This is a genomic window from Sedimenticola selenatireducens, from assembly GCF_007625115.1.
Lineage (GTDB): Bacteria > Pseudomonadota > Gammaproteobacteria > Chromatiales > Chromatiaceae > Sedimenticola > Sedimenticola selenatireducens_A.
The window spans coordinates 150,373-174,318 of the sequence record NZ_VMNH01000007.1 but is presented as its reverse complement, the minus strand read 5'-3'; the positions used below and the strand labels follow the sequence as shown (position 1 = coordinate 174,318).

The window sequence follows — 23,946 nt, the reverse complement described above, 5'->3', positions numbered from 1 at the left end:
TACCCGCTTACTATTTAATCTTAGTAATCAAGTAGTTATAATTTTTTAGCAGAATAATAGCCGTAGATATGCAGAAGATACACAACTCTAAATAGACTGAGCGGTAACAGACAGATATCCCGTGCAGTTTAAATTCTGGGCATACCCTACCACATGGAAGTGTGGGTTATCCCAAATTTATATTTATATGGGCAGTAAAAAAATACTGCCTTGATTTAAAAGGGAAATTATTGAGTTCAATGACGCAGAGTGGGGTGAATCAGGAGATAGCCACGCTCTTGGCTTCTGGCTGCCACCCCATCATATCTGGATAAGCTGAAGACTTGGCCGTCTCCTTTCCAGGGATAGCCTCGTGAAGCCAGTTGATGATGGGTTGCCACTGTTTTCTGTCTTTGGATGAGATACTCTGCTTCATTTCACAGATACCCAGACCAGATTCCATGGCAATGGCATAGTTCTGAGTATCTCGCAGTGATCCAATCAGTGGAATACCCATCTTTTCAGCCAGCTCTTCGATCTTTTGATACGTGGCTGTCTTAAATCGCACTCGATTAATGACCATGGCAATTCGTTTGCCATGTAACCGGTTCTTGGCAAAACGCATCAACTCACCGACAAAACCTTCTACCGCATGTAAATCAATCACATTGGGCATGACCGGTACCAGTATGGTGTCGGCCTTATTGAAAAGATCGATAAGTTGCCCGCCGGTAACGCCAGCAGGTGTATCTATAATTACAACTTCTGTCTCTACACCGGTATGCAGCTGCCAGGTGCGGGTCATACCTGTACGCGAACGCGCAGCATCAATGGAACGGATTTGGGGTTGAGTGGGGTCACGCATTTCCAGCCAATGATGACTGGAATTCTGAGGATCGTAGTCCATCAGAGCAGTTTTGTAGCCCTGCCCTGCAAAATAGCACGCCAATGTAGTAGAAATAGTGGTCTTTCCACAACCGCCTTTTGCGTTGAGCACCATTATATTGTGCATCGAACCCTTTCCCCGTTTATATTAATACGCGGTGACTGCCAGTCCGTTGACATACGCCCCCTCATGTCGGCCACTTGAACTCTCTGATCCATTACTTGTGACCCGGAATACCGAAACGCAAACAAGACTCAGAGATCACCGCCCCTTTACGCCTGCTTGGTATCATTACATTCTTAGATAGCCGTATGAGTATTAACTGAATTAAAGTTAAAGGCAAGTAATCAGGGGCTGATAGTTGATTTTTAGACTATTTTTGTCTCTTTCGTGGTGATAACACTCACAATTCCCGCAACATTTTGTAATCAGTCTGTTCAAGGGTGATTGTTATCACACATTGCAAGGTCAGTGACTTCCCTGCCACAGCAGGTCCTTGAGTCCCGATGTTCGCTTAATACGCTGATTAAGGGCAGTGGTTAAAACCCCAGCCTGATCACAGAGCATCAGTTGTGTGCGACTACGCGTCAAACCAGTATAGATCAACTCACGACTCAACAGAGGGTTATCATTGGCGGGCAATATAAAAAGAACGCTTTCAAATTCAGACCCTTGGCTCTTGTGCACCGTCAAAGCAAAGGCCGTTTCGTGACGCGGTAAGCGTGATGGACTCACTGTTCGATAACCGTCAGGAGTCTGAAAATAGACGCTTTTCTGACCCGACTGATCCTGAAGCAGGATTCCGATATCCCCATTATACAGCTTCAGATTGTGGTCATTATGGGTAATCAGTAATGGGCGCCCTGGATACCAGGGATCACCCCTCGGTATCAGATGTGCCGCAACCAGCCCTTCATAGATCGCCTCGTTTAAACCCGACACGCCTTGCTCACCTAAGCGCAATACACACAACACACGAAATTTTTCATACGCCTCAAAGATCGCCTCAATCGGAGCCCCTTGCTTGACCCGGTTCAGATAGTCGGTGTAGTGCAAAAGTGCCACAGCGACGGGATCATCAGCGCGCTTTAACAGATGGATATCAGTGAAGCGCGCATCTTCCAACAGTGACAGGGCTGCAACGGAATCCCCCCTGTTTACAGCCCCTGCCAGTTGACCAATACCACTGTTCTGGTCAAATCGATAGCTATGGGTTAACTCTACAATGGAATCAGAGAGGACTCCTTGAGAGGGGGTAATATCCGAAATCGCCTCGCCCACCACACAACCCAGTTGCACACGGAATGGTTCAGAAAACCCCCTCCCCTCACTGCAGATATCGCCCAAAACGGCTCCCGCTTCAACGGAAGCCAACTGATGCCGATCACCTAAAAGAATGAGCCGACCCTGCGCAGGCAAGGCAGCAATCACCTTTGCCATTAGCGCTACGTCGACCATAGATGCTTCATCGATTATCAATAGATCACAGGATAACGGATTCTCAGCACTGTGCCGAAACAGAATCGAATCACGGCGACTGCCCATCAGCCGATGTAGGGTCATCGCCTGATCGGGTATTTTTTCGATCAGTGAGGCATCGAGCGATAGCTGATTGATAGCCTGCTGTATAGATGTTTGTAATCGTGCTGCAGCTTTGCCTGTAGGAGCGGCCAAAGCAATTGAGAGCGGATCATCTCCGGCCTGTTGCAGCAGCAGTGCAAGAATACGCACGACAGTACTGGTCTTACCGGTTCCCGGCCCGCCGGATATCACGGTAAGACGCTTTATAACCGAGACTGCCGCCGCTATCTTCTGCCAATTCGTTACTCCCCCTTCCTCAACAGGAAACAGTTGCGTCAGCATCGGCTGTAGCCGTGATAGATCAGGCGTGATCATCTCAGCCTGGCTGAGTTCCAGCAATCCTATTGCCAGCTGCTGCTCGTAAGCCCAGTAACGATGAAGGTAGAGTCGATCAGCATGATCCAGTATCAGCGGCGTGCGCTCACCGGGTTGCCCTACGACCTGATACTGAAGAAGCTGCTCTCGCCATTTGTCGAGTGACGGCAGTCGGAGTGCGTCTCCCATTTCCGCATCCCCTACAAGCTGATCACTCCACTCTGCCAAAGAGAGGCATACATGGCCCATGCTACTGACATGACTAACAAGTGCGGCCGCCAGCAGCAGCGCTTGGCTCTCATCCTTCGAAAGCTTTCCCATCAGGGTGGCGAAGTGAACATCCAGGTCAGAGAACAGACCCTGAACTTGCAACCCATAAAGGAGGTGCTTGGTCGAGCTCATATCTCAACACCTGCCGATGCAAAATAGTTATCAAGTGACTCGATTAACTGGCGGTGAGGGCGATCCTTAAACACACCATAGTTCGGGCCAGTCTCCGGTGACATACCACGAAGAAACAAGTAGTAAACAGAACCAAAATGAGTTTCATAGTCATAGTTGCTCAATCGCTTTGAGAGGTATCGATGCAGCGCGACACTGTAAAGGAGGTACTGTAAATAATAGCCTTCACGCGCGATCGCCGCCTGTAGTCTGTCTTGGGCATAATCACCCGGCTTATCACCCAACCAATTTGATTTATAATCAAGCAAATAATAGCATCCTTCATATTCAAAGATCAGATCTATAAAACCCTTCATATAACCTTTGATATCACGAAAGCTCAACCGACTGATCGCCTGTCTCATCTCTTCACTGTTACCCATGCCCTGCTGAGTCAATAATGCAGACAGCGCTGACACTTTAAGATCAGTAACAGGATAACTAAATTCCATCTCGACCAGGCACTGTGATTTAGTCAGCTGTTTAAGCTTCAGCACACTGCCTGACTCAAGTGGAGTTACGAGTACATCACTAACCATCTGGCAAACGACTTCCTGCCAAACAGAATCAATACCATAAAGGTCGAGTTGCTGATGTACCAGCCGCTGCAATTCCTCTTGCGTATGGCCAGAAAAATCAAGGCGCTCAAAAATCGCGTGGAGACAACTGCCCGGATTAGCGCCGCGTGGAAAAGTAAACCGAGTACGCCCCGGCCTCAGCTCTGCTTCATCCTTTACAAATTCCTGAAAAGCATCATGATCAGGCCGTTCAAAAGATTCATGGCCCGACGCAAGCGCAGAAAAACTGGTCACGGCGTTACCACGACTCAGTTTACGATTAAACTGGCGAGTGCATAGCGACTCAAAGTTCAACGACTGTTGTCCTTGTGTTTCACTCATGGCACTCACTCGAATAGGTGAGCGAATCGTATCAAGCCTTTCTATTTTTGCATGGCCTTCCAACTGATCTACCCAGTGCTGTAAACGTTTCAGTAAATCGTCTTCGGTTAATTTTTTGAACTGTATTGCCAACTGTGCGACTGAGTCGCTGGCAACGCCTCCAGCAGGCGGATGAAGCAGCCAAGCGAGTGGTGATGTATCAGCACCGCTGACTTGCCCCCAGGTGATATAACAGCGATGCTGTGCCCGTGTCAGTGTTACATATAGCAGGCGCAAGCTCTCAGCAAGCGCTTCATCAATAGCAATGGTATTGGCCGTTTTCCAATCCGCTGAACCAAGATCAAGGACGGCCCTGTAATTTTGCTCAGGATCATGAAAACTACAGGCTTCGCCGCTCCTTGCAGACCGCACACCCCCATCCCAGACAAAAGGGGCGAACACTACAGAATACTGCAGCCCCTTACTCTTGTGGACAGTGACAATCTGCACCAGGTTATCATCACTCTCAAGACGTAACTGGCTACTCTCATCCTCTGGCCGTTCCCCCAGCCGCAACTGGTTCAGCCAGTTGCACATCGATTCCATACCTGCAGCCGTATTCCTCTCTTGCTGATGCAGCAGTTCTGCCAGATGCAATAGATTGGTTAGCCTGCGTTCACCATTCTCAAGTTTCAGTGTATGCTCAACCACCTGACATTCACGCATCAGGTGTCTGAACATGCGGATGAATCCTTGTTGCAACCAGATCAGGTGATAAACATGAAACTGTTCCAGATGAGTTGAGAGACGTGCTTCATCTTCGGACAGCCTCGCAATCTCCTCACCCGAAATGCCCAGCAGATCAGTTGCCAGTGCTGCAAAAATTAAACCCTCATTGTGTGGAGATTGAATCGCCAGCATGATCCGCTCAATCTCGATTGCCTCATGGGACTTGAAGACATCCTGTTGAGAACGCTGGACACTGTAGACACCCCGTTCTGATAAGGCCTGCCTGACCATCTCACCTTGTCGGTGACTCCTGACAAGCACGGCGATATCACCACCTTGTAAAGATCGACCCGCTAATAACGCCTGATTCTCCCTGCCCAACTGGATAAGCCGGGCAATCTCATCAGCTGTCCATTGCGTCGCAGCAAGGGTTGCTTGCTCCTTACTCAGCTTCCCGGGCATAAAACCAACATTAAAACTGGTCGAATCCTCATCGGCTACCTGCAAATCCAGATGTTCCTTCTCTGCTGGCAGCGTGGGATGAAACGGGATTTGGGGAAACAGAAAGCCACCTTGTGGCTGATCAAAAAGTGTATTAACCGCTTGAATCAACGCTGGCACGGAGCGCCAATTCACATCCAGCGTATAACAGTTACCGGCATCAGCACGAGCCTTGAGGTAGGCAAAAATATCGGCCCCACGAAAACTGTAGATTGCCTGCTTCGGATCACCCACCAGAAAAAGTGAGCCACTGTCGCACCGAAACAGTCTACGAAATATCTCATACTGAATCGGATCCGTGTCTTGAAACTCATCAATCAAAGCAGCCGCATAGGTTCGGCGTACTGCAAGGATAAGTTGCTCGGCCCGATGCCCCTGTAACGCCCTATCCAGATTCAACAACAAATCATCGTAGGATTGAACTCTCAGGCGCAGTTTTCGAACTCTTGATTCTTCATTGATATAGCGTATCAATCGTTCAAACAAGGCCACCCTGGCTTGCTCATAATAGTGCTCTAACGCATCCAGTATCGGTAACAGTTGATCGCACAGATCAAATAGCGGATGGCTTGGTGCAGTGCCTGTTTTTTTGAGCGAAGCATTTATAGTCGAGGTAGAAAACTTTTCCAACGCTTTGAAACGCGGCCCCGGATTGGATTGGAGAAAGCGATCCATCTCAATGACCCAGTTATCAATCGAATTGATTGGATATTTGCTTCGGCTCAGACCGTCACTCTCCCGAAGTTGCCGGGTGATCTCATCTCGTGATGACACCCACGCCTGGCGTACCTCACCAAGAACCCGATAAAAAGTGGATTCAAGATCGGCTATGGCCTCCGGCATGGAGCAACCCTTGATTTCCATGTAGGGTTTGTTAATCTTGCCCCGTACATCGATCGCAAGTCTTTCGGGCGAAAAACCGTTCTGCAACAGATAGCGCTGTAAGCCTGGCTGAATATCCTGAATCTGTATACGCCAGAAATCGTCTACGATCTCCTGCATCAGTTCGCGCTCATCCAGAAGCATTTCTGTTTGGAATGGCATGCCACTTTCAAAGGCGCTTTGTGCCAACAGTCGTTGACAGAAACCATGAATCGTAAATACAGCCGCTTGATCAAAACTGAGAATAGCCAGATTCAAACGTTGCAGCCGTTGTTCACAATCCGCATGCTCAACTAAAAGTGCGCGGCTTAACGCATCATCCTTACCCGTTTCATAGGCCCTTTTCAGCGCGACCATTCTTGTTCGAATGCGTTCACGCAATTCGGCTGTTGCCGCCTTGGTATAGGTGACGACGAGAACCTGATCCACTGTCAGGCCCTGCTCAACAATGAGCCTTATATAGAGACCCGTAATGGTGTAGGTCTTTCCTGTACCGGCACTTGCCTCGATAAGGTTCATGCCACTAAGCGGGGTATCCATGAGCGAGAGCCGTTGCATATCAGCGCATCTCCATCGCAGATATTAACGGGCCAAACACCCTTTCGCTTATTGCCTCAAACTGTTCATTGAGCACTTCACCATCGGAAAAGGCCAAACGATAATAGGGATTGTCATATTCAGCATACCCTGCAAAACCGCCAAACCACCGCTCATATGCACCCTTCAAACAGCTTTCGCGGGGTTTATCTTGCAACAGATGGGTCACATAGGCGCGTGAACTTTTGGGGAACAGGGGTATCGGTTGCATGAGACCTTGCCAATATAGATCCAGCAACTCATTCAACAGCGTTATCGCCTCAGGTACAGGATAAAAAGTCAACAATCCATCCTGGCTCAACCACCGTGTAACCGGAATAACATCCGACGCAGCAGATACATTCAGCACCAGATGACGTATCCAGAGTCCTAACAGTCGGGTGTCGGGGAGTCTGTTGTATGAGTAGCCGAGTACGCCATCAGTTTGTATTTGTTCAAGCCGTCCCACCAAACGCAATCGGTCATGCGTATGATCAACAGAAAGCGGGGAAATCTGTTGACCTTTTCTCAACGAGGTCAAGACGGCGGCATAGTGCTTGGCTGTATCAACCAGACCATCAAACGCTATCTCACCTGTTACACCGTGCGGCAACACCCCTCTGGCACGCTCCACGGATAAGAGTGTGTTACGATCCAGGTCGGTCAGTGTTCCCTGAACTAACCGAACAAACAGTTCACCCTGCTCAAAATAGTCCAACTCAAACGGATCACGACGCTCCAACAAGGCTTGGTCAGTTGCTATATTTATTCCCAGGCGCCTGGATAACAGATAGCGAACGGGATTGAGATAAAAACCAATCAACTGATTCAGTTCAATGTGGCGCCACGTTTCATCTGGCTCCGACAGCGCTTTCGGCAAAAAGGGCGCCGGTTTTATCGAGGGATGTAACAGCGCTTCAGCACCCAGGCAATTGGATTGTGAATAACTGAAATACCGACTGTCCGGTTTAAAATAACGGGCATTAAACGGCTGCAGAGGATGTTGTGTTGTCAAACAAGCCGAGACAGAATGCTCCGCACTCAATTCATATGTAGCATCCAGATAATCCATCAACTCGCTGACCAATACAGAGGGCGGCAGTGGACTGTTATCCCGGATATCACGTCCGGTATAGCTGATATAGAGTTGTTCGCGTACAGAGATCAGCGTCTCAAGAAAAAGATAGCGATCATCAGCCCGTCTCGAGCGGTCTCCTACCCGATGACTATTTGCCATTAGATCAAACCCAACAGGTTGTCTGTCACGCGGGAATACGGTGTCATTCATGCCGATCATACAGATCACTCTGAAAGGCAATGCGCGCATCGGCGTTAGGGCACAGAAGTTCACCCCACCCCCGAGGAATCGACCACTCGCTGGAACAGAGAGCTGTTGGCGAAGTTGTGAAATAATCAGCTCGCGGGTAACCGTCCCTTGGAACTCCGCCTGTGTCGCTGTCTCCACTATGCGCGCAATGGCACTGCGCAGTGCCTGCACCTGATCTACAGTCTCTTCATCCGGGTCAAAAAAACGATCAATCACATTATTGATTCGATCTTTCCAAACGTGCATGTGTGCTGAACTAAGTATCTGCTCTTCCAGATCAAAGAGAGCGGAGATAAAGCTGTGCAGATGGCCGAGTATCTGTGCCTCAGAACCTTCTACTTCGGCACAGGGCAGTAATCCATTAAACAGCTCATCGCCCTCTCCGGGAAACGCATAACCCAGCAGCAGACGATCCAAACCCATTTGCCAACTATTTTGCCCAGTTACCGGCAGACCGAATGCAGCACGATCAGAGCCATCTCTTCCCCAACGAATTGCTACCAACTCTACCCAGTGATGGATTCGGGTGAGATCACTCTCTTCCAGACCAAACCGTCGATGCAACACCGGGGGTTCAAGTAGTGAGATAATCTGGTCTACCGGGTAACGCCCCCCCGCCAAGGTTAGAAGTTGTAGAAACAGGGCAACAACTGGCGACTCGTTTATCTGACTACGGTCTGATAGCGTGTAGGGAATGGCGGCTAATTCATTGGATTCACCGAATACCACCTCGATATAAGGTGCATAAGTATCCATGTCCGGCATCATGACCAGAATGTCTGTTGGCTGCAGAGAGGGATCCAACCTAAACCGATCCAGCAGTTGATCATGCAATACCTCCAACTCCCGCATCGGACTGTGGCAGACATGAATCTCAATAGATCGGTCATTTGGATCTAACGGGCTCAATTCAGCTTGATCATCTAAATAGGACAACAGAATATCGCGCTGTATACGATGTAGAAGCGTATCCGGCTCTGGCGTTATGAAGACATCCCATGAACCAGGATCATAGGCGGTCATTAATGAGAAAAAGTCACGCCCCTGCCCTCCCAGAGAGGTCAAAAGCGAATTACCCTGATCCAGATAAAGTGCATCCGTTTTAGACGCCAGTTCGCGCTGGCTATGCTCTTTTTCTGAAACCAGATCCATCCAATAACCTTCCGCAGGGTTGAGGATGAAGAGATGAATATCCATCCACTGGGAAGCGGCATGTAGAATATCCAGATACCCTGGCGAGAGTGACGTCAGTGCAAACAGGCAGACACGCCCCGGCAGTCGTTCCGAATGCAGCGCACCTGTAGCAGCGGCTTCATGTAATTGATGCTGAAGATCGACCCAGTGTTTACCGCGTCGACTGGCTTGTAGCTCTTGCCAGAGCAAGGCTTGCCAGCCATCCCCCGGCGCAGCAACTTCCCTCCTCTGCCAAGCCCTGATCCACTCGGGTCGATACACCAGGTATTGATCAAAACAGTTGGCGATCTCACCCGCCAATTGAAATCGCATCAACTCATCATCCGTTTGCAAATAGTTATTCAACGGTGAGAAGCAACTCTCTGAAAGAGGCTTGCCGAGTCGCTCAAACAACCACCACTGATTCTGTGCGGGTTGATAACGATCGAGCTCGGGAACATCATCAAGGAGCTTGCGAAGTAACTGCCAGATAAAACCGGCAGGGAGTAGGAAATTCGTATTGGCGCAGATACCAAGACGCTGGGCCAGCTCCAGAGAAAGCCAACGCCCCATCCCTTGATGCTGTACCACAAGGGTCTCCGCAGTTAACGGGTTACCGAGTGGCACCACAAGGATATCGGCCAACTGCTCAGCCAGCCGCTCCAATCGATTACTGTGGTAGAGGTGAAGCATATGGGTATGTTCTGTCAAAGTAGCCAGGACGCGTCATGTCTTAACGCATGCTAACCGTCCGGCAGGCCCATCCTGAGAGCCCATATTGTCAATCTGTTTAGCCGCCAGGGAAACCTGCAATCTCCTGCTGGATACGATTCAAGCTCAATTGCGGATCGTCAGCGGCAGTTATTGGTCGACCGATCACCAGAAGATCTGCACCATTATTCAGCGCATCTAACGGTGTCATCACCCGTTTCTGATCATCCTGCGCTGCGCTCGCTGGACGAACGCCCGGTGTTACCAGCAAAAAATCCTTGCCGACCAGTGGTCGAACCTCAGCGGCTTCCAGAGGTGAACAAACAACGCCATCCAATCCTGATTCATGGGTCAGTCGAGCCAGCCGAATCACATTATCTGCTGGCGCACCTAGAAACCCAACTTCAGCGATATCTTTCTCACCCAAACTGGTCAATACTGTTACCGCAATCAAGAGTGGGCGGTGTGATAAAGTCTCAAGCCGCTCTCTGGCAGTGACCATCATCTTGCGCCCCCCGGAGGCGTGAACATTTACCATCCATACACCCAAATCAGCCGCTGCCGCACAAGCAGCCGCTACCGTATTGGGGATATCATGAAATTTCAGGTCCAGGAAAACATCAAAACCCTGCCCCACTAACTTTTCTACGAAAGTAGGGCCCAAACGGGTGAACATCTCTTTGCCGACCTTAAGGCGACAGGTCTTGGGATCAAGTCCGGAAATCAAATCAAGTGCCGGTGCGGCAGAAGCATAGTCCAGCGCCACAATAATTCTTGGTGATTTTGATACAGCAGTCATTAGTTCTATATTCTCTTTATCTGGGGCTATTCCGGTTTAGCCTATAGTCAGTTTTCGTCCACTTCCTGGAGCGGTTTAATACTGCCCCACGTTTTACAACTTGGGCAATGCCAGTGAAGTGTCTTTGCAGTGAAGCCACAGCTCAGACATTGATAGGCGGGGCGCTTTTCCATAAGTTTCTGAAGAATTTGTTGCAATATGCCCAAACTCTCCTGCGCATCTCCTTTACCACTTTTGAGGGATAATTCGACCATGCGATCGAGCCCTGCCAAATTAGGATGCTCATGTAAGAAATTTGCCAGGAACTGGATTGCCGCGGCATCATCTTCATCCTTCTGGATAAAGCCCGTCAAAGCCAATACACAACTCACCGTGTGATGTTTCTGATGAAGCTGATGCAGATATTTGATTAACTCAGCGCGCTGTCCCAATGCCATATGGCAATCAATAATTGCCGGGAGAACCTCTGATAAATAACTCGGATCTTGTCGCTCAACTTGACGAAATGTGCGCAAAGCATTTTTGTTAGCGCCATTCAGTACTTCAATCTCTCCCTGAAGGATAGTCGCCCTAACACAACCCTCATCGGCTATTTGTGCCTTTTTGAGCAACTGCGATGCCTTATTCAGATCTTTCCTGAATTGCGCTTCTTCAGCCAATTCACAATAGAAATGGGCACACTCTTTTCGCAAAGATCGATTGGTGAGTTGTTCCAACCGTTTAGCAATCTGGAGGCATTTATCCCAATCTTTCTCCTCCTGATAGATGGTCAACAAATTGCCCAAGGCCTGAGACTGAAACATATTCATCTCGCCCAGTTCAGTGAACAGACTTTCAGCACGATCCAACAGACCCGCCTTCATATAATCCTGACCAAGCTCCAGCAATGCCTGAGCACGCTGTTCACGATTCAATGTGGGTCTTGCAATCAGGTTTTGATGGATTCTTATCGCCCGGTCCACTTCACCGCGACGTCTGAACAGATTACCCAACGCCAAATGGGTTTCGACTGTATCACTATCCACCTCAAGCATTTTGATAAAAACATCAATCGCTTTATCGGGCTGTTCATTGAGGAGGTAGTTGAGCCCGCTAAAATAGCCCGGCGTCCGTTCTGCGAGTGTCACATCCTGCCGTGCATCACTTCGTTTTGCCGCCCACCAGCCAGAAGCAGCCGCAACCGGCAGTAGTAACCAAAGCAGTTCCATCATAATGGTAACGAGGACATTTTATTGAGCGGGATAAAAATCTCTCCTGAGAATCGCGCCATCCCTTTTTTTAGCATGATATCAACTATCCTTTATCGGAATCGATCTAAGGTTATTGACCTCTTGACGGGCTACCTTGGCCTTGTGCTTCAGCGTCATATTTTCCCGCTTCAGTTTGAGCGAGCCGACCAGTGTTGCAAGTACACCCAACAAGGCACCAACACCAATTGCTCCGACCAGAATCACTGAAAGTGGTAACTCCTGCACACCAAAATAGTAGTTCAGTTTTACAGTATCGGCATTCATCACCGCAAAGGCAGCGCCAATCATCATAATCAGAAAAATGAATATCAGTTTCAGGAATCGCACGGCCTAGTCTCTCCCTTCGATCTCTTGGTAAAGCGGGTTCGTATCAGAGATATAATAACCAAGATTGGTCAGGATACGTACCTGCAAATTGTTTAACCAGCAAAATATCCTCAACATCATTTGTATGATGCTGTTTTTAAACAGGATAATTCTAGTTTGAGTGAATCAAAACAACACAAAAAGACGAGATAGCGGAGACGTTTCAGCTATTATTTACGAAAGCCGCATGAGGGACATCTGACAATCAGGCATAATCATCGACAAGCCCTATACCTGTCGCCACCACTGGAGACTGAGGAAGACCCTCTTCATCCCCTGATTGTCCCAAACCATTGGAATTTCCCGGGCCTTTACCATCACCACCCCCCGGGTTGAAACGATCGGCTGAGCTACTTGAATGACCTGCCTCACGCTGGCCCACATCCACATTGACCAATTGTAGATTACTATCGGAAAACATTTCACGTAGACGTGGAATGGCGGCTTCAAGCGCCTCTTTGACTGCAGCATTCTGCGCAACAAAGCTGACACTGGTCTGCTCATTCTGCACAGAAACCTGAATATCGATTGGACCCAGATGGCGCGGTGTAATCTGCAAGGAGGCATTCTGCGTCTGATTACCGACCATCCACATAATACGGTTACTCAGGACGTTGTCCCATCCCTTCTCACCTGTTGGAAGCGTAATAGGGGGCGGAACAGATAATCCTGTACGTTGAGAAGAGAGCGAATCCATACCATTCAGCATAGAGGCAAAAGTGGCGGTATTACCCGCTGTATTACCTTGTGAGAGTGCTGTCGATAGATCTGTCGACAACAAGGATGGTTTAATCAATTGCAGCTCAAACGGTATCTCCGCTTTAGGAAGCAGTAGTGAGGCAGAATTAAGCGGTTTTGCGCCTGGCTCAGCAGCTAATCCGCCCCCATTACCGCTTCCACCCTGTTGCCGCAGTAACATAGCCTTCAGATCAGCGAAACTGAACTGTGCTCCAAGTGATTTAGCAGACCCATCAGTTATTGAGAGCGACTCCTTCGCATCGATCTCTCCACTCAGTTGGACCATCAACTGAAGCAGCGCCGGGTTTCCGAGCAGTGTTCCGTCGGCAATATCTGCCGAAACCGGCAACTCATTGCCGTCTTCCAAAAATCGGCGTAATGCTAAAAGTTGGTCCGCCGACAAGAGTTGCTCAAGACCCGGCAAATTATCTGAAGAAATGACCTCTTGTGAAAATATTGCATTGAAATCAGTATCTTTCAAACCATCTGCTGTTATCTCAGATGACAGTGAGCGACCCTTTCCGGGTGAAAATGGCATCAAGGATGGACCTAAATTTGCACCTGTCATCGCACTGCTCATAGTTTGCTCCGCTATCGATTGGAAACTTTAATCGATTAAGAGCAGTAATTATGCCAACAACATTTCGAAGCAAGAGATGATTACTCCAGGAAATCACTCATATCCGCCTTCCGCCAGCGTGCACTGCGCACTAGCCATTGTGACGTCTCTTTGCTCAGCGTGAGATCAAAACGCAAAAGATTCGCTCGCAGGGATAGAAAATCTGACGGCGCATTAATGGGTTGACCCGCCACTGCAACAAAAACCGTCACCTCGGCCTGATCTTCTCCGATCAGGTTTACTGCGCCAACCTGGGTCAACAGATGAATCGATTGATGTGAGATGAAGTAACCCGCCAGGAGACGAGCAAGCGTACGCTTTTGATGACCCGCTGTATCGGCATACTGATCTGACAGCTGTGCCTGCACTGCAGAGATAGACCGGGACTCAACCGCCTGCTCGCCCGCGACGATCAGTTGCCTGATCTGCTCTTCGGGGGAAGGTAGATCGTTGCTGCATCCCTGGATTAATGGGAACAGCAACCAAACCGCTAAAATAAGTTGTATTAGTGCGAGGCGATGTCGCATCAGCCTTTAAGCTGTGCAACCACTTGATCCAGCTTGGCTCTTGCCTCGGCCGCCACTGCCTTTACCTCAGCAGATTCCGACAGGCCCAACACGGCAACAGGATCCATAAAGCTGACGACAGTTTCATTTTCAGATACGGCACGCAGGATCAAATTACAGGGTAAGAGTGTACCCGCATTAGGTTCAGCTTCCAGCACACGATCAGCCAGCACTGGGTTACATGCACCGAGAATTCGGTAAGCGGGTATATCTTTCCCTATCTTGTTCTTGAGTGTCGCCTGAACGTCGACTTCACTGACAATGCCCAGCTGATTGTCCATCAAGACCTGGCGGACACGCTCCATTGCCTGATCAAAAGGGATGTTTAAGGTAAGGCCAAATTCGTACATAACTGCTCCACTTATCCTGCTTAAAAGTGTCCCGCCAAGGCTTAGCGCAGACCTAAGACGTCTTGCATATCAAACAGACCATTATCCCGCTGCATCAGCCACCCAGCTCCGCGAACAGCACCATTGGCAAAAGTCATGCGGCTAGAGGCTTTGTGGGTAATTTCCACCCGCTCACCCATACTGGCAAACAGAACCGTGTGGTCACCCACGACATCACCTGCACGGATGGTTTCGAAACCAATACTCTTACGGTCACGCGCTCCAGTGATACCTTCACGGCCGTAGACCGCACACTCTTTCAGATTACGACCCAGGGCATCAGCTACCACTTCACCCATGCGCAGTGCCGTACCTGAGGGGGCGTCCACTTTATGGCGGTGATGCGCCTCGATTACTTCAATATCCACATCATCACCCATGACACGGGCCGCAATATCCAGCAACTTAAAGCAGAGATTGACACCAACACTCATGTTCGGCGCAAGGATGATGGCCATATCCTGTGCGGCATCACGTAATTCCGCCTTTTGCTCATCAGTGAATCCGGTTGTACCTATCACAATTCGCTTACCGTGGGCACGACAGATGGCGACGTGGTTCATCGATACCTGCGGTGCGGTAAAATCAATCAGAACATCAAAAACATCCACAACAGATTCAAGATTATCAGCGATAGCCACGTTCAGCCGTCCAACTCCCGCCAATTCGCCGGCATCGACACCCACAAGCGAACTACCGGGACGTTCAGTCGCTGCACCCAGAACAAAACCATCAGCCTCTGTCACGGCCTGAATCAGTGACTTCCCCATACGTCCTGCGGCACCCACAACAGCAACTCTGATCATTTTCTTTTCCTGGCAAATATAAAGTATCGAGACAAGTTAATAAGACGGGCTAGATCAATCAGAATCCCATGCCTTCAAAAAACTTCTTTACCCCGTCGACCCAGCCAGCAGAGTGTGGACTGTGTTTACTACCAGCCCCCTGCATGCTCTCTTCCAGTTGTCGCAGCAGATCTTTCTGCGTCTCTGTAAGATTAACCGGCGTCTCCACCATCACTTTGCACAGCAGGTCACCTACCGGCCCACCGCGAACAGGCTTTACACCTTTACCTCGCATGCGGAACATCTTTCCTGATTGGGTTCCGGCCGGAACCTTTAGTACGACCTTGCCACCCAGGGTAGGAACTTCCAGCTCTCCACCCAAAGCAGCCGTGACAAAGCTGATGGGCACCTCGCAAAAGAGGTGGTTATCTTCACGGGTAAATATCTCATGCTGTTTCACCGAAACCTGGACATAGAGATCGCCGGCAGGCCCACCGCTCTCGCCCGCTTCACCCTCACCCGAGAGCCGGATCCGATCACCGGTATCAACACCGGGCGGCACCTTAACGGAGAGCGTCTTGTGCTCTTGAATCCGCCCAGCACCATGACAGGCCGGACAGGGAGACTCAATCTCCGTACCCTTGCCCCGACAGGTTGGGCAGGTCTGCTGAACAGAGAAAAAACCCTGTTGCATGCGCACCTGACCATGTCCCGCGCAGGTGGAGCAGGTCTTTGGCTTGGTCCCTTTCTTGGCCCCCGAGCCATTACAGGGATTACACTTGACCATGGTGGGGACACGAATTTTTACGCTGGTACCCGCTACAGCATCTTCCAGTGAGAGTTGCAGGTTATAACGAAGATCCGCACCGCGATGGACACGCGAGCCACCGCCGCCCCTGCCGCCAAAGATATCACCAAATACATCGCCAAAGATGTCGCTGAAATTACCGCCCTGACCATGTCCACCATAGCCGCCACCCATAGAGTTATCGACACCGGCATGTCCAAACTGGTCATAGGCGGCACGCTTCTGGGCATCGGAAAGGACTTCATAGGCCAGCTTGGCCTCTTTGAACTTCTTCTCTGTCTCTGCCGATTGGTCACCCGCATTCCGGTCTGGGTGAAACTTCATCGCCAGTCTCCGGTACGCCTTCTTAATCTCGGCCTCACTGGCGTTCTTGCTGACACCTAGTACTTCGTAAAAATCACGTTTCGACATATTCAATCTACTTTGTAAAACCGCTAAAACGCGAAGGCACAGGGTACCATTACAGACCCTATGCCAACGCGCCTAAGCTGTTAAATATCAGACGAAAAGATCCGTCACTTTGGTGTAATTACTTGTCCTCTTTAACCTCTTCGAACTCGGCATCGACGACATCGTCGTCCTTACCCGAGGACGCTTCTGCACCCGCAGCGCCACCAGCGGCGGCATCTTCTCCACCTTTCTGGGCATAGAGCCGTTCAGCCATCTTGGCAGAGGCCTCAGTCAATGTCTTGGTCTTAGCCTCAATCGCATCCTTGTCGTCGCCTTTGACCGCTTCTTCAAGCTCTTTAATGGCCGCTTCAATCGAATCCTTCTCGCCAGGCTCCAGCTTCTCATCACCCAGTTCTGCCATTGATTTGTTAATGGCATGGATCATATTGTCGGCCTGATTGCGTGCCTGAACCAGTTCATTGAACTTACGGTCCTCATCCGCATGCGCCTCGGCATCCTTGATCATTCGATCGACTTCGTCATCACTCAGACCTGAAGAGGCCTTGATAACAATTGATTGCTCTTTGTTGGTCGCCTTGTCTTTAGCGGAAACATTGAGTATGCCGTTGGCATCTATATCAAAGCTTACCTCGACCTGAGGCATACCCCGCGGAGCCGGTGGGATATCGGTCAGATCAAATCGACCCAGAGACTTGTTCGCGGCAGCCTGCTCGCGTTCACCCTGCAGTACATGCACGGTAACGGCCGTCTGGTTATCATCAGCGGTCGAGAATACCTGACTGGCATTGGTCGGGATAGTCGTGTTCTTCTCGATCAGTTTGGTCATAACGCCACCCATGGTCTCGATACCAAGCGACAGTGGGGTTACATCCAGCAGCAGTACATCTTTAACTTCACCACCCAGTACGCCACCCTGGATAGCCGCACCGATGGCAACGGCCTCATCAGGATTCACGTCACGACGTGGAGTCTTACCAAAGAACTCTTCTACGACGGCCTGGACTTTAGGCATACGGGTCTGTCCACCCACCAGGATCACTTCATCAATCTCAGCGGCAGTCAGGCCAGCGTCATTCAATGCCGTACGGCAAGGGGCAATAGTCCGGGTCACCAGATCATCAACCAGCGCTTCCAATTTGGAGCGAGTCAGTTTGATATTCAAGTGTTTCGGGCCAGTTGCATCAGCCGTGATATAGGGCAGATTGATATCGGTCTGCTGTCCATTGGAGAGTTCAATCTTGGCCTTCTCAGCACCTTCTTTCAGACGCTGCAGGGCCAACGGGTCATTGCGCAGATCAAAACCCTGCTCTTTCTTGAATGCTTCCACCAGGAAGTCGATGATACGCATATCAAAGTCTTCACCACCCAGGAAGGTATCACCATTGGTGGAGAGCACTTCAAATTGATGTTCGCCATCAATTTCGGCAATTTCGATAATGGAGATATCAAAGGTACCACCACCCAGATCGAAGACAGCCAGTTTCTGATCACCGCGTTTCTTATCCATACCGTAAGCCAGAGCGGCTGCAGTAGGTTCATTAATGATACGTTTAACATCCAGGCCGGCAATACGCCCTGCATCTTTGGTTGCCTGACGCTGGGAATCATTGAAGTAGGCCGGTACGGTTACGACCGCTTCCGTCACCTCTTCACCCAGATAATCCTCAGCGGTCTTCTTCATTTTCTGAAGAATCTTTGCAGAAACCTCGGGAGCCGCCATCTTCTTACCGTTCGCTTCTACCCAAGCATCACCGTTGTCCGCCTTGACGATCTTGTAGGGCACCATTTCGATATCGCGCTGAACGACGTCATCTTCAAATCGACGCCCGATCAACCGCTTGATCGCAAACAGCGTATTCTGCGGATTGGTCACTGCCTGACGTTTTGCAGACTGTCCGACCAGCACTTCACCCTCTTTGTTGTAAGCGACAATAGAGGGGGTGGTGCGATCGCCTTCGCTGTTCTCGATAACACGGGCACCATCACCATCCATCACTGCTACGCAGGAGTTCGTTGTGCCCAGATCGATTCCGATGATCTTTCCCATTGTTTGTCTCTCCGGTTAACTGTTTCTAAATTACAAAAAATTGTTTTGGCTGTTACTCAAAATGGGGATAACCCCGCAGTTTTCAAGGTCAGGCTTGGTCGTCAACCTGACCTGCTTCCGCCTGGGATACCATAACCATCGCTGGGCGCACCAAACGACCATTCAGCGTGTACCCTTTCTGCACAACGAGCACGACCGTATTGGGTGGCACATCAGCCCGCGGCATCATACTCATCGCCTGATGAAGCTCGGGATTGAAGGGTTCGCCCTCTGGATTAATCTGTTCAACATTGAACTTGTCCATGACATCGGAAAAGAGCTTTAGGGTCAGTTCAGTACCCTCGCGCAAATGATCGATGGTTGAGCTCTCCTCACCCGCCGCCACAAGCCCCATTTCCAAGCTGTCCCTGACGGGGAGCAGCTCATTTACAAAGCGCTCCAAAGCAAATTTGTGGGCATTCTCCAAGTCCCGCTCATGCCGTTTGCGCAGATTATCCATCTGGGCCTGGGTACGCATTAACTGATCCCAGTGTGAATCCGCCTTGGCTCTGGCATCTTCAAGCAACAAGGTTAATTCTTCAGGAGTCTGCGCTTCAGTCGTCGATTGTTCCGATACCGATTCCACTTGACCTGTGATTTCGATAGCTTCTTCAGCAACAGTCTGATCGCTGGCCTGGTCCTGATCTTTACTCATCCTGTTTCCTCTAACTTTTTGATAAAACTAATAATTTCCAACAACACTGCGTATCAGCAGTCTGTTTGGAATGGCAATTCCAGATCAATCACCACAATTTGGGGATGGTTAACGTCGTTTCAAGCCAAATGGCTAATTATTTATCCTTGCGCGACTGCATGGCTGAACTCAATAGCTTAGCGGTAATATCAACGATGGGAATCACCCGATCATAGGCCATACGCGTAGGCCCAACCACCCCCAGCACACCGGCCACTTTGCTGTCGAGCTGATAGGAAGCCGTCACGAGGCTACACTGATCCAGCGGCTTATAGCCGGACTCCTCACCGATAAAGAGCTGCACGCCCTCTGCAAGCATGGAGCCATCCAGCAGATGTAAAATCTCGTGCTTTTCAGTGAATGAATCGAACAGTTCACGCAGTTTGTTCATTTGCGAGAAGTCATTGAAATCCATCAGATTAGTCTGACCCGCCATGACATAGTCGTCGCCGCCAATCTCAGGATCAATGACCTGCTCAGCCATCTCCAACGCCTGCGCCATGATCTGATTCATATCCGCGCGCGCCTGCTCCATCTCCCGCACCAGACGCGTATGCATCTCCTCCATAGAGGTGCCAATGTAGTGCTGGTTGAGAATATTGGCGAACTCGACCAATTGGGAAGGAGAATAGTTCTTGCGGACTTCGATGACTCGATTATGCACTTCGCCTTCGGTGGTCACCAGGATAGTCAGCAATCGTTTGCTGGAGAGCGGTAAAAATTCGATCTGCCTGAAGGTGAGCTGTTTGCGTCGTGGAATCATCACCAGACCGGCCATATGGGTCAATCGAGAGAGCAACTTTGAAGCCGATTCCACCAAAATCTTCGGATCAGAAGAACTAAACAGCCCTGACTCCAACTGCTGTATCTTGCCCGCCTCAAGGGGTTTAAGCGTCACAAGGGTATCGACGAACATGCGATAGCCGGTCGCTGTAGGCACGCGTCCTGAAGAGGTGTGGGGTGAAGTCACCAACCCAAGATCTTCCAGATCAGCCATCACGTTGCGAATGGTTGCGGGACTGAGATCAAGGCCTGAGTCACGAGAGAGCGTCCGGGAACCCACCGGCTCACCATCCTGAATATAACGCTCAATAAGAACTTTCAGTAGGTGCTGCGCACGTTCATTCACCGGTAACTCGCTCGATGCCTTCTTTATCGTCACATCCTACCTCGCCAAAACACCACACCCCGCCTGCAAGCTACGGACGGACCTATTAGCACTCGTGTTGATTGAGTGCTAAACAGAGGGATTATCATTTTGACCCATGACAGTGTCAAGAATAGATCCTTCAATTCCAAAAGCACATGCTATCGGTTGGCGGCATACCGGCGCCATGTTAAGTTTCGTATCTAAACTCCACCCATACAGAAGAAGCGAGCCATGCCGCAAAAATTTCACACGATCGGCCTGATTGGAAAACATGGCGAAGTCTCCCCCCGAGAAACCATTCTTGAACTGGGCCGCTTTCTGCTCGGACGTGGACACCGCGTTCTGTTAGAAGAAAGCACCGCCAGCCGGGTACCTAACCATAAGATGATTGCGGCCTCTCTGGATGAGTTGGGTGTTGAATCCGATCTGGCCATAGTCGTAGGTGGTGACGGCACATTGCTGCATACCGCACGGAGTCTCGCTGACTACGAAGTGCCCCTGCTGGGTATCAACTTAGGGCGGTTGGGTTTTCTCGCTGATGTCTCCCCCAAGGATATGCTGACCACCCTGGAACAGATCTTTTCCGGTGAATATCGTGAAGAGTCCCGCTTTCTACTCAGCGCTGAGATCGACGGCGTTCATCACACCGCCTTTAATGATGTCGTCGTACATAAGTGGAACATTGCCCGAATGATCGAGTTCGAGACATACATCGACGGCAGTTTTGTAAATGTTCAACGTTCCGATGGCATTATCATCTCGACGCCTACGGGCTCCACTGCCTACGCCCTTTCCGGTGGAGGCCCCCTGCTGCATACCGATCTAAACGCAACGCTGTTGGTGCCGATTTGCCCTCACACCCTGAGTAATCGCCCTATCGTGGTGGATGGTGACAGTGAAATTGAGATAGTGGTGTGTGATCCTGCTGAGAACATCCATTTACGGGTCACCTGTGACGGCCAGACCAGTCTGCCACTCAAGGGGGATCGCGTTATAATTCGCAAACATACCAATCCAGTTCGGCTGATCCATCCGATCAATCACGATCATTTCTATATCCTCAGAACAAAACTGGGCTGGAGCGAACACAACACTACTCCAAGGGATAAGTAATTACTGATGTTGCAGCAGATCAATATCAAAGACCTCGCTATTGTCAGCAGACTGGAAGTGACGCTGCATCCCGGGATGACAGTTCTCACCGGTGAGACAGGCGCGGGGAAATCGATCCTGGTAGATGCCCTGGGGTTGATTCTCGGCGACCGGGCAGATAACGGCATGATTCGCACGGGTTGCGAGCGGGCTGAAATAACGGCCATCTTTGATACTCAGACATTGCCTACTGTAAAGAACTGGCTGGTCGAGAATGCCCTGGATGACGACGGCCAATGCATCATGCGCCGGGTGTTGATGAAGAATGGCAGTTCCCGTGCCTACATTAACGGTACACCTGCCCCGCTCAAATCACTGCAAGAGCTGGGAGAACAGTTGGTGGATATCCATGGACAGCATGCCCATCAGTCACTCTTACGGCGAAATCACCAACGCCAATTATTGGATGAATTTGCAGCACACGGCCCACTCTGCCATCAGACCGCCTCCAGCTTCCAGGCCTGGCACGAAACCGAGCAGAAATTCACCACGCTAAAAGACCAGGCGAAGGAACGCGGGGATCGTATTGATCTCCTGCGCTATCAACTCACAGAACTCACCCATCTTCGACTCGGAGAGAATGAACTCGAAGAGATCACACAGGAACATACCCTGCTAAGTAATTCAGGAAGAATAATCGAGCAGTGCAACGCAGCCCTGAGTTATCTGGATGACGACGAACAGGCCGCCCTTTCTCTGATCAGCCGAGCCCACCATGATTTACTTGAATTTGCCGCACTCGATAAAGGGCTGAATGAGGCCTGCGAATTACTCGATAGCGCCGCCATTCAGGTAAGTGAGGCGCTCTCGGCGTTGCGTCATTATGCCGATAATCTAGAGCTCGACCCCAATCGCCTGGACTATCTGGACCGACGCCTGCGGGAGATACACGACATCGCACGCAAATATCGCTGTAAACCGGAAGAATTGCATGAGCTAGTACAGCAACTGCAGATTGAACTGGATGCGCTGGACAATGCAGATTCTCATTTGGCAGACCTGGAGCAACAGGTCAACCAACTCAGGCAGACCTACCTTGAGCAGGCGAAGGCACTCACACAATCGCGCCTTAAAGCGGCTAAAAAGCTCAGCCAGCAGGTATCCCAAGGCATGTTGTCGCTGGGCATGCCACATGGACGTCTGGTGGTTGAAGTCGAAACATTGACAGCGGATAAGGCGTCAGCCCAGGGGCTGGACCGGATTGAATTTCTGGTAACGGCCAATCCCGGACACCCACCCAGACCCCTTGCAAAGGTTGCTTCAGGCGGCGAGCTTTCACGTATCAGCCTGGCAATACAGGTTGCCACCGCGAGTTGCACCCAAGTGCCTACGCTGATATTTGATGAAGTGGATGTCGGTATCGGCGGCGGAACAGCAGAAATTGTCGGCCGAATGCTGCGAGAGTTAGGAACGAAACAACAAGTGCTATCCGTCACTCATCTGCCGCAGGTTGCCTCGCAGGGTAATCATCATCTGCGGGTTGAGAAGGAGACCCAGGGGGATGGCATCCACACGGCCCTAGCAGAACTGGCAGGCGATGCACGTATCGAAGAGATTGCCCGCATGCTGGGTGGGGTGGAAATTACTGCACAAACACTGGCACATGCCCGAGAAATGGTCAGCCGCCCCCAAGCGGTTGCCTCGTAAAGGAGCCATCACAACCAACTAGCGTTTGTGGTTGCAGTTGTCGTCCAGACATTTGCCGTAAATCACCAACTCATGCTCGCTGATCTGAAAGCCGAGATCGTCGGCGATCTTTTTCTGACGATTTTCAATAGTATCGTCAACAAACTCTTCAACCCGACCACAGGTGACACAGACAATGTGGTCGTGATGCTCCCCTTTATTGAGCTCAAATACAGAGTAGCCATCTTCAAAATGGTGCTTCTCCACCAATCCGGCCTCTTCAAATTGGGTGAGTACGCGATAAACGGTCGCCAGACCAATATCTTCATTCGCCGCCAACAACATTTTATAAACATCCTCGGCGCTGACATGCTGCTCATCGCTTCTTTCCAGCAACTCTAAAATCTTCACCCGGGGTGCGGTTACCTTCAGGCCTGCATTTCTAATTTCCTGATCTTCCAAAACAAATTACCTCAGGTGTTTTCGAGCCATGAATCAGGTATCATTCCGGCCATCGTAATTGGGTAT

Annotated in this window: 18 protein-coding genes; 2 read left to right on the top strand and 16 right to left on the bottom strand. The window is 50.2% G+C overall.

Annotated features, from left to right (window positions below):
* Positions 1-259: 259 nt before the first annotated feature.
* The 15 genes from FHP88_RS07965 to hrcA form a co-directional block, all read right to left on the bottom strand.
* Positions 260-991: an AAA family ATPase gene (locus FHP88_RS07965; RefSeq protein WP_144358506.1), complete on the bottom strand. Its 732-nt coding sequence runs from the start codon at positions 989-991 to the stop codon at positions 260-262.
* A 342-nt stretch (positions 992-1,333) separates the two neighbouring features.
* On the bottom strand, positions 1,334-3,163 hold the full coding sequence (recD, locus tag FHP88_RS07960) for an exodeoxyribonuclease V subunit alpha (RefSeq protein ID WP_144358505.1): 1,830 nt from the start codon (positions 3,161-3,163) through the stop codon (positions 1,334-1,336).
* Entirely contained in the window at positions 3,160-6,750 is a 3,591-nt protein-coding gene (recB, locus tag FHP88_RS07955) for an exodeoxyribonuclease V subunit beta (protein ID WP_144358504.1), read from the bottom strand. Before recB ends, recD begins: the two co-directional genes overlap by 4 nt.
* 1 nt (position 6,751) lies before the next feature.
* Complete coding sequence (gene recC, locus FHP88_RS07950) at positions 6,752-9,961, bottom strand: exodeoxyribonuclease V subunit gamma (protein WP_144358503.1); 3,210 nt, start codon at positions 9,959-9,961, stop codon at positions 6,752-6,754.
* Positions 9,962-10,058: 97 nt separating this feature from the next.
* Entirely contained in the window at positions 10,059-10,778 is a 720-nt protein-coding gene (gene pyrF / locus FHP88_RS07945; RefSeq protein WP_144358502.1) for an orotidine-5'-phosphate decarboxylase, read from the bottom strand.
* Positions 10,779-10,825: 47 nt separating this feature from the next.
* The gene (gene lapB, locus FHP88_RS07940; protein WP_144358501.1) at positions 10,826-11,989 is read right to left on the bottom strand and encodes a lipopolysaccharide assembly protein LapB; all 1,164 of its coding nucleotides are present in this window, start codon (positions 11,987-11,989) and stop codon (positions 10,826-10,828) included.
* A gap of 78 nt (positions 11,990-12,067) precedes the next feature.
* On the bottom strand, positions 12,068-12,355 hold the full coding sequence (locus FHP88_RS07935) for a LapA family protein (protein ID WP_144358500.1): 288 nt from the start codon (positions 12,353-12,355) through the stop codon (positions 12,068-12,070).
* A gap of 244 nt (positions 12,356-12,599) precedes the next feature.
* Positions 12,600-13,712: a flagellar hook-length control protein FliK gene (locus tag FHP88_RS07930; RefSeq protein WP_144358499.1), complete on the bottom strand. Its 1,113-nt coding sequence runs from the start codon at positions 13,710-13,712 to the stop codon at positions 12,600-12,602.
* 80 nt (positions 13,713-13,792) lie between these two features.
* Complete coding sequence (locus FHP88_RS07925; protein WP_144358498.1) at positions 13,793-14,278, bottom strand: hypothetical protein; 486 nt, start codon at positions 14,276-14,278, stop codon at positions 13,793-13,795.
* Positions 14,278-14,667, bottom strand: a complete 390-nt coding sequence (locus tag FHP88_RS07920; RefSeq protein WP_144358497.1) for a DUF302 domain-containing protein — start codon at positions 14,665-14,667, stop codon at positions 14,278-14,280. Before FHP88_RS07920 ends, FHP88_RS07925 begins: the two co-directional genes overlap by 1 nt.
* A gap of 41 nt (positions 14,668-14,708) precedes the next feature.
* Complete coding sequence (gene dapB / locus FHP88_RS07915; protein WP_144358496.1) at positions 14,709-15,512, bottom strand: 4-hydroxy-tetrahydrodipicolinate reductase; 804 nt, start codon at positions 15,510-15,512, stop codon at positions 14,709-14,711.
* A 58-nt stretch (positions 15,513-15,570) separates the two neighbouring features.
* Positions 15,571-16,710, bottom strand: a complete 1,140-nt coding sequence (gene dnaJ, locus FHP88_RS07910) for a molecular chaperone DnaJ (RefSeq protein ID WP_144358495.1) — start codon at positions 16,708-16,710, stop codon at positions 15,571-15,573.
* A gap of 118 nt (positions 16,711-16,828) precedes the next feature.
* The gene (dnaK, locus tag FHP88_RS07905) at positions 16,829-18,757 is read right to left on the bottom strand and encodes a molecular chaperone DnaK (protein WP_144358494.1); all 1,929 of its coding nucleotides are present in this window, start codon (positions 18,755-18,757) and stop codon (positions 16,829-16,831) included.
* Positions 18,758-18,845: 88 nt separating this feature from the next.
* Positions 18,846-19,451, bottom strand: coding sequence for a nucleotide exchange factor GrpE (gene grpE, locus FHP88_RS07900; RefSeq protein WP_144358493.1), 606 nt, complete (start codon positions 19,449-19,451; stop codon positions 18,846-18,848).
* Between the two features lie 136 nt (positions 19,452-19,587).
* Complete coding sequence (hrcA, locus tag FHP88_RS07895; RefSeq protein WP_144358492.1) at positions 19,588-20,652, bottom strand: heat-inducible transcriptional repressor HrcA; 1,065 nt, start codon at positions 20,650-20,652, stop codon at positions 19,588-19,590.
* Between the two features lie 219 nt (positions 20,653-20,871).
* On the opposite strand from hrcA, the gene FHP88_RS07890 reads away from it, so the two are divergent.
* Both FHP88_RS07890 and recN read left to right on the top strand, forming a co-directional pair.
* Positions 20,872-21,753 (top strand): NAD(+) kinase, encoded by an 882-nt coding sequence (locus FHP88_RS07890; protein ID WP_144358491.1) that lies wholly within the window; start codon positions 20,872-20,874, stop codon positions 21,751-21,753.
* Positions 21,754-21,759: 6 nt separating this feature from the next.
* Positions 21,760-23,439 (top strand): DNA repair protein RecN, encoded by a 1,680-nt coding sequence (gene recN, locus FHP88_RS07885; RefSeq protein ID WP_144358490.1) that lies wholly within the window; start codon positions 21,760-21,762, stop codon positions 23,437-23,439.
* 18 nt (positions 23,440-23,457) lie between these two features.
* On the opposite strand, the gene fur is transcribed toward recN, so the two are convergent.
* Positions 23,458-23,880: a ferric iron uptake transcriptional regulator gene (gene fur / locus FHP88_RS07880; RefSeq protein ID WP_144358489.1), complete on the bottom strand. Its 423-nt coding sequence runs from the start codon at positions 23,878-23,880 to the stop codon at positions 23,458-23,460.
* Positions 23,881-23,946: the final 66 nt, after the last annotated feature.